Below are 6,481 nucleotides of genomic sequence, written 5' to 3'. Positions count from 1 at the left end.
GAGACAAATTTTCCTGATGGTTATGAATATAGCGAAGGCATGAAATCCTTTATTAAAGATAAAAAATACCCCTATGGAACCTGGTAAGTATTTTCCAGCGGTAATGGCAACGGATGCGATGGAACAGGCAGGGAGAGAAAGTATGAAAATATTAACCAGACTGTTATCTCTTTTATTATTGACCGGGTGCTCAACCGGCAACGCACAGGCAAATCGCCAGTGGATGGCAAAAGTTTTGTAAAATTTGCTGTCATTAAACCAGGGCTTTCGCTTCAGGCTGGTGCTGGGGTCAATGCTGTATTTCATATTACTTATATCGCTGGGAAATTTCGTATCTTCTGCAAGGCAGCTCTGTGCTGGGGAGTCGGTGCCAAAGGTGCATTGGGAATTGAGGTTAATATCAAAGAGATTGGTACTTTCTTTGAAGCATTCGTAATCATGTTGCGCAACTGTGATTATCAAAAGATGGCAGACCTAGCCTCTGACGATGCATTCAAAAGCTTGACTATTTTGCCAATCCTTGCGCTTAGCGCTGGAGTACAGAGTGGCGAGTTAATGTATAAGACAATTGGAAAACTCGTTGATGAGTTCCCATCCGCTGATCAGCTTCTTAACGACCTGTCTGGCGTTATCGAAGCAGCCGAGCGGCGCCGAAATTTGATGAATAGCATTAATGCCAATCCTGATTTGTTGAAATTCACCACTCCGGAAACCAAAGGCACGATTATCGCTACGTTGATTGAAAACAACTTTATAGATCGAGTTGACTGGCGTAATGATAATTTAGATGCTAGCACGTTAAACTTTTACAAAGTTGGCGTTATGAAACTGCGTAAGCAAGCTGTTTTTAATTCATTGAAGTGGATTCAGTCGAAAAAGGATTATGAAAACGTTATGCAACATTTGTCGCTTAGTCCCGGTAGCGTAACAGGTTCATGGGAAACTAATCAGGATAGGGTAATTACCTTCCTGGCTGAGGGAGAACACTCATGGATGGGGATATTCTCAACACAATATGCTGAAAAGCTTTTATGGCTATATGAAAGACTTCCTGACGGAAGTAGCATTAATCCAAACGATCCGTTGGTTCCTATTCCACAAGATTATATGGACCAGTATCTCGCCTTGATCGACGAGCAAGATAGCGTTTCTGAAAATGGTAAAATGACTGCCTAACGGGATTATCTGTATGAAAAAAATGATAATTATTATTCTGTTTCCATTATTGACTATAGCCTGTGATGATAAAACCACGCTCACTTCCTCGCAGATCAAGACGCGGGATGAAATAGTGAAGCGTTCTATGGAAAATATGGTCGCCATCAAAGGCGATACGTTTCAAATGGGGGACTTTGGTAAGCTGGTAGGTGAAAAACTACCGCTTACCTCTGAGCCCGATAATAAGATACTGCATGATGTGACGTTAAGAGACTTTAGTATTAGTAAATACAAAGTTACATACCGCGACTATAACGCTTATCTATCATTGACGGGGCAGGAAAAACCTGAAGTCTCACTGATGTTTAAAGCGTTGGAGAATAAAATACTCGCACCAGATATGCCGGCCGCGATGAATTGGAAACAGGCAAAAGACTATTGTCAATGGCTTGGTAAGGCCGCGGGTAAAAATATCGATTTGCCTACTGAAGCCCAGTGGGAATATGCGGCGCGCAACGGAGGTAAAATGGTTATTTATGCCACCGATAACGGCCAGTACGAGGAAGGACGCAATCTGGCAAACTCAGATCAGAAAATGGCGATGACTGGCGTGTCTTCACTAAACTATCCCGTTGGAAAATTTCCGCCTACCCCATTGGGTCTTTATGATATGGCTGGTAATGGTGTTGATTGGATCAACGATTGGTATGATCCTGATTATTACGCTAGGTCAGAAAAAATAGATCCTAGAGGGCCGGATCACGGAACCAAAAAGGTGGTGCGTGGATACCAAAGTGGCGGCGGAGCTTTTGCGAACCAGACGGTGTTCCGCCAGTTTATTGAGCCTGATGCTAATAGCAAAGGACGTATGGTTCTACCAGCCTATAACGCCCGTTGTGTTATTAACCCGTAATTGATCAAATAAAATCTAATATTTTCGCTATTTTAGTTATAGGTTTGACTTCCTGAAGGAAGGTGTGTGTTTGGTTACAGAATAATAGCGAGCCTAATATTGGTACTCTTATGTAACCTGGTAAGAAAATTAACCGGCTGATATTGTTTACCTTTATACTGCTGGCGGCCTGTATGCCGAAGCAGGATCTTACGCTCTCGCCGCCGGAAAATAGCCAGTGGGTGGATATAGAAGTCGTGGCGCCGCCGAATACCACTGCCTTTCCGCTCAATGCCCTATATCGCTCCAGCGTTTGTCTGCATGAAAGACGTCAGGCGGATATGAGCAAAGTAAAAAGCCGGGGCTATAACCCGGTGCATATGGCATTGCAACCGGATGAGGCGGGGAATATATACCGCCAGCGGGTGGCGGTGGACGGCGGCGGCCCTTGCGAGTGGAAGCTGAGCATGATCACGCTGGGGATTGAATACAGGCGTACCGACCATTTGGTTAAAAATGCTGAAATTGGAACCATGGTTGGATTAAAAGTAGCGTTTGATAATGAGGCAGCCAATAATGATTATTATGAACCGGTGAAAAATGAGTTAACTTACTCTTCGGTTTATTATCCTTATCTGGTAGAGCGTTATCTAAAAAGGTTTGAAAGACACTTGTCTCTATATGGTGAAAAAAGCCTTATGCTATATCGAATGACTCTTGATTCTGGGAAAAATGGGAAAATCGTCTTTTTACCCACTGTGGATGAAAAAAAATAGTTAGATGGACTGGGGTGAAAAGTTTGAATGAAAATGAAACCAGCAAGATCATATACCCCGATGGTTCGATAGATGTAAAGAGAAGTGAGCCTGATTATAATAAGTTAAAAAATATGAAGTAATACATCAGGCGAGAGATTTATAATCACATGTATGGAATATTTTAATCGATCTGTGATGTCACAGGACGAGCCGTAAACACTGCCCAGCCATACAAAAACGCTCGGGGAAGGTAGCTGGGGTACTTGCACATTTTCACCGGGGATCTAAAAGCATGAAATTAATAACACGGCTAATGTTGTGTGGCGTTGCGCCGCTGGCGGCCTGTATGCCGAAACGGGATCTTACGCTCGCGCCGCCGGAACAGACCCAGTGGGTAGATATTGAGGTTGTTGCGCCGCCGAATACCACTGCCTTTCCGCTCAATGCCCTATACCGTTCCAGCGTTTGTCTGCATGAAAGACGCCAGGCGGATATGAGCAAAGTAAAAAGCCGGGGATATAACCCGGTGCATATGGAATTGCAGCCGGATGCGGCTGGACGGATATATCGCCAGCGGGTGGCGGTGGACGGCGGCGGCCCTTGCGAGTGGAAGCTGAGCATGATCACGCTGGGGATTGAATACAGGCGTACCGACCATTTGGTTAAAAATGCTGAAATTGGAACCATGGTTGGATTAAAAGTAGCGTTTGATAATGAGGCAGCCAATAATGATTATTATGAACCGGTGAAAAATGAGTTAACTTACTCTTCGGTTTATTATCCTTATCTGGTAGAGCGTTATCTAAAAAGGTTTGAAAGACACTTGTCTCTATATGGTGAAAAAAGCCTTATGCTATATCGAATGACTCTTGATTCTGGGAAAAATGGGAAAATCGTCTTTTTACCCACTGTGGATGAAAAAAAATAGTTAGATGGACTGGGGTGAAAAGTTTGAATGAAAATGAAACCAGCAAGATCATATACCCCGATGGTTCGATAGATGTAAAGAGAAGTGAGCCTGATTATAATAAGTTAAAAAATATGAAGTAATACATCAGGCGAGAGATTTATAATCACATGTATGGAATATTTTAATCGATCTGTGATGTCACAGGACGAGCCGTAAACACTGCCCAGCCATACAAAAACGCTCGGGGAAGGTAGCTGGGGTACTTGCACATTTTCACCGGGGATCTAAAAGCATGAAATTAATAACACGGCTAATGTTGTGTGGCGTTGCGCCGCTGGCGGCCTGTATGCCGAAGCGGGATCTTACGCTCGCGCCGCCGGAAAATACCCAGTGGGTGGATATAGAAGTCGTGGCGCCGCCGAATACCACTGCCTTTCCGCTCAATGCCCTATATCGCTCCAGCGTTTGTCTGCATGAAAGACGACAGGCGGATATGAGCAAAGTAAAAAGCCGGGGCTATAACCCGGTGCATATGGCGCTGCAGCCGGATGCGGCTGGGCGGGTGTACCGCCAGCGGGTGGCGGTGGACGGCGGCGGCTCTTGCGAGTGGAAGCTGAGTATGATCACGCTGGGAATTGAATATAGTCGTACCGATCATCTGGTTAAGGATGCTGAAATTGGAACGGCGGTAGGGGTAAAGGTAGCCTTTGATAATGAAGCGTCTAATAACGGTTATTACGCACCAGTGCGCAATGAGTTAATTTATTCTTCTGTTTATTATCCATATGTCAGAGAATCGTATTTGGATGGGTTTGAAAGGATTTTATCCTTATATGGAAAAAAAAGTTTTATGTCGTATCGAATGACCATAGATACGAGAAAAAATGGAAAAATTACCTTTTTACCAAAAGTAGATGAAAAAAAAATAGTAAAATTAGTTGGAATAAAAAAAATGGGATCTGGAGAGAAAAGTAAAATGATTTATCCCGATGGTTCAGTTGTTTTAGGCAAAACAAGTCCTGATTACGAAAAATTGAAAAATATGAAGTAATGTTTTAGATAAATCCAGGCATGAAATATTCTCAATCGATCTATGAGGGCGCAGGGCGATCCGTAAACATCAGCGCGTATGAGTGAAGCGGTACGCAATCACCGAGGATCAAAAAGCATGAAATTCATCAACTGGCTTATGCTGTTCGGTATTGCGCTGCCGAATACCACGGCTTTTCCGCTTAATGCCTTATACCGTTCTTGGGATTGAATAGCGGAGGAAGAGATTGAGTAAATATAACTGTAATGTACCGAAAAAGAAGACAGTAATAATTATCGTGTTAGTAATTTTATTATTATTGTTTTTTTTAGAAATAAAATATTTTTACCTATAGGTGAACAGGTAAATTTTTCAGTAGAGTTACCTAAAGAGATGGAAATCTCACCTCTTAAAGTGATGTATCGCTCTGAGATCTGTAAGGCAAGCAAGCCACGCGCTGATGGTGGTAGTTACAAAGTGCCCGGGTATTATTATAAAGAAGTTATCCTATCAGGTAATGGAAGTGAATATAAATATGATATTCCATTAAATGGTTGTTATAAAGATTGAGTAATCTAGTCATAGAAACTACCTACAATAAATCATTTAAATCTAATGTTGATGACATAATTGGCTCTGGGTTGGTTTTTATTTTTGATAATAACTTACCACAACATTATCATGGGCCTTATAAATATCCAGAAGGTGGTGAGATATTCAATGGTGATATAGTAATGACAAGAGGTTATTTTCCTTGGTATTCTTCTAACATAAACAAAAGTAGAAAGATTTTACGGACTTATGGGGGGCAGTTATACTCAACATATAAAACTATTAATACCAAAAAGATATCTCTTGCTTTTGAGTCAAACCCAAATATTGTTGTACGTTCAGAATGGCCAGTTAATAACAAAGATCGTGAGTGTACTAAGTGTATTTACCCAGATTGCGATATTGTCTTTTCAATAGATGAACGGCCTGATTATGAAAAACTAATTTATATTAAAGAGAAAAATAATAAATAATGCCCACTGGAACCCGGTTAAGTTTAAGGATATCTGGTTGGATGGCAAAAAAATCAGGACGATTTATGGCGCGGTAAAAGTGACCGATGTTTTCGGATTTATCAATCGTCCCGGCGAGGGCTGGCGACGCGCGGTATGGAATATGCAGGGAGAAAAGGCATGAGAGTCTTAACGGGTCTGTTGCCGCTGTTATTATTGACCGGGTGGGTAACCGGCAACGCACAGGCAAAGCCGGAACGAATTAAAGCGCCCTGGGATAAATGGTACTTCACGTTTACCACGCCCAAAGCGCTGCCGGCGCAGGTAACGCTGGTCAAATTGCTGGATACGGAGGGTTATGGTTATGTATTCCAAACGATAGATCAACCTCAGGGAAGTAGTGTTGGGACATGGAACGCCCGAAAAAGCAGAGGAATTCCGACCTTTAACCAAGCCAAAGCTCCCCCCCAAATGATAAAATTCTGCTGGGACTCTATTATCGACAAGAAAGTTTACGAAACCACGTTGTTTTTTGCCCCGGATACCTGGCAGAAAATGATTACCCCCTATCCCAACGTATTAAATCCACAGGAAAACGATTATCGCCAGAAGATGATTATTGGCTTGGCTCCGGCAGGTGTGGTGCGGGTCTGGTTACAGGAGTATGGCCGTTCTGATATTCCTTTAAGCAGCACCAAAATCACTACTGTTTCAGGTGATAAATTGGAT

The 6,481-nt window shown here is 42.6% G+C and carries 8 protein-coding genes; all 8 read left to right on the top strand.

Annotated elements, in window-relative coordinates:
- Positions 1-219: 219 nt before the first annotated feature.
- Positions 220-1,176: a hypothetical protein gene (locus VSX58_RS22275; protein ID WP_327619963.1), complete on the top strand. Its 957-nt coding sequence runs from the start codon at positions 220-222 to the stop codon at positions 1,174-1,176.
- Positions 1,177-1,189: 13 nt separating this feature from the next.
- Positions 1,190-2,071, top strand: a complete 882-nt coding sequence (locus VSX58_RS22270) for a formylglycine-generating enzyme family protein (protein WP_327619962.1) — start codon at positions 1,190-1,192, stop codon at positions 2,069-2,071.
- A gap of 173 nt (positions 2,072-2,244) precedes the next feature.
- Positions 2,245-2,826: a hypothetical protein gene (locus VSX58_RS22265; protein WP_327619961.1), complete on the top strand. Its 582-nt coding sequence runs from the start codon at positions 2,245-2,247 to the stop codon at positions 2,824-2,826.
- A gap of 274 nt (positions 2,827-3,100) precedes the next feature.
- The gene (locus tag VSX58_RS22260) at positions 3,101-3,736 is read left to right on the top strand and encodes a hypothetical protein (RefSeq protein WP_327619960.1); all 636 of its coding nucleotides are present in this window, start codon (positions 3,101-3,103) and stop codon (positions 3,734-3,736) included.
- 274 nt (positions 3,737-4,010) lie between these two features.
- The gene (locus tag VSX58_RS22255; protein ID WP_327619959.1) at positions 4,011-4,769 is read left to right on the top strand and encodes a hypothetical protein; all 759 of its coding nucleotides are present in this window, start codon (positions 4,011-4,013) and stop codon (positions 4,767-4,769) included.
- Between the two features lie 545 nt (positions 4,770-5,314).
- Positions 5,315-5,773 (top strand): hypothetical protein, encoded by a 459-nt coding sequence (locus VSX58_RS22250; protein ID WP_327619958.1) that lies wholly within the window; start codon positions 5,315-5,317, stop codon positions 5,771-5,773.
- 37 nt (positions 5,774-5,810) lie between these two features.
- Positions 5,811-5,936: a hypothetical protein gene (locus tag VSX58_RS22245; RefSeq protein WP_327619957.1), complete on the top strand. Its 126-nt coding sequence runs from the start codon at positions 5,811-5,813 to the stop codon at positions 5,934-5,936.
- The coding region (locus tag VSX58_RS22240) for a DUF2931 family protein (protein WP_327619956.1) at positions 5,933-6,481 on the top strand (549 nt) is incomplete at its 3' end. The genes VSX58_RS22245 and VSX58_RS22240, both read left to right, overlap by 4 nt.

The sequence above is a fragment of the Brenneria populi genome (assembly GCF_036016195.1).
Lineage (GTDB): Bacteria > Pseudomonadota > Gammaproteobacteria > Enterobacterales > Enterobacteriaceae > Brenneria > Brenneria populi.
This window is presented reverse-complemented; position numbering and strand designations above follow the sequence as displayed.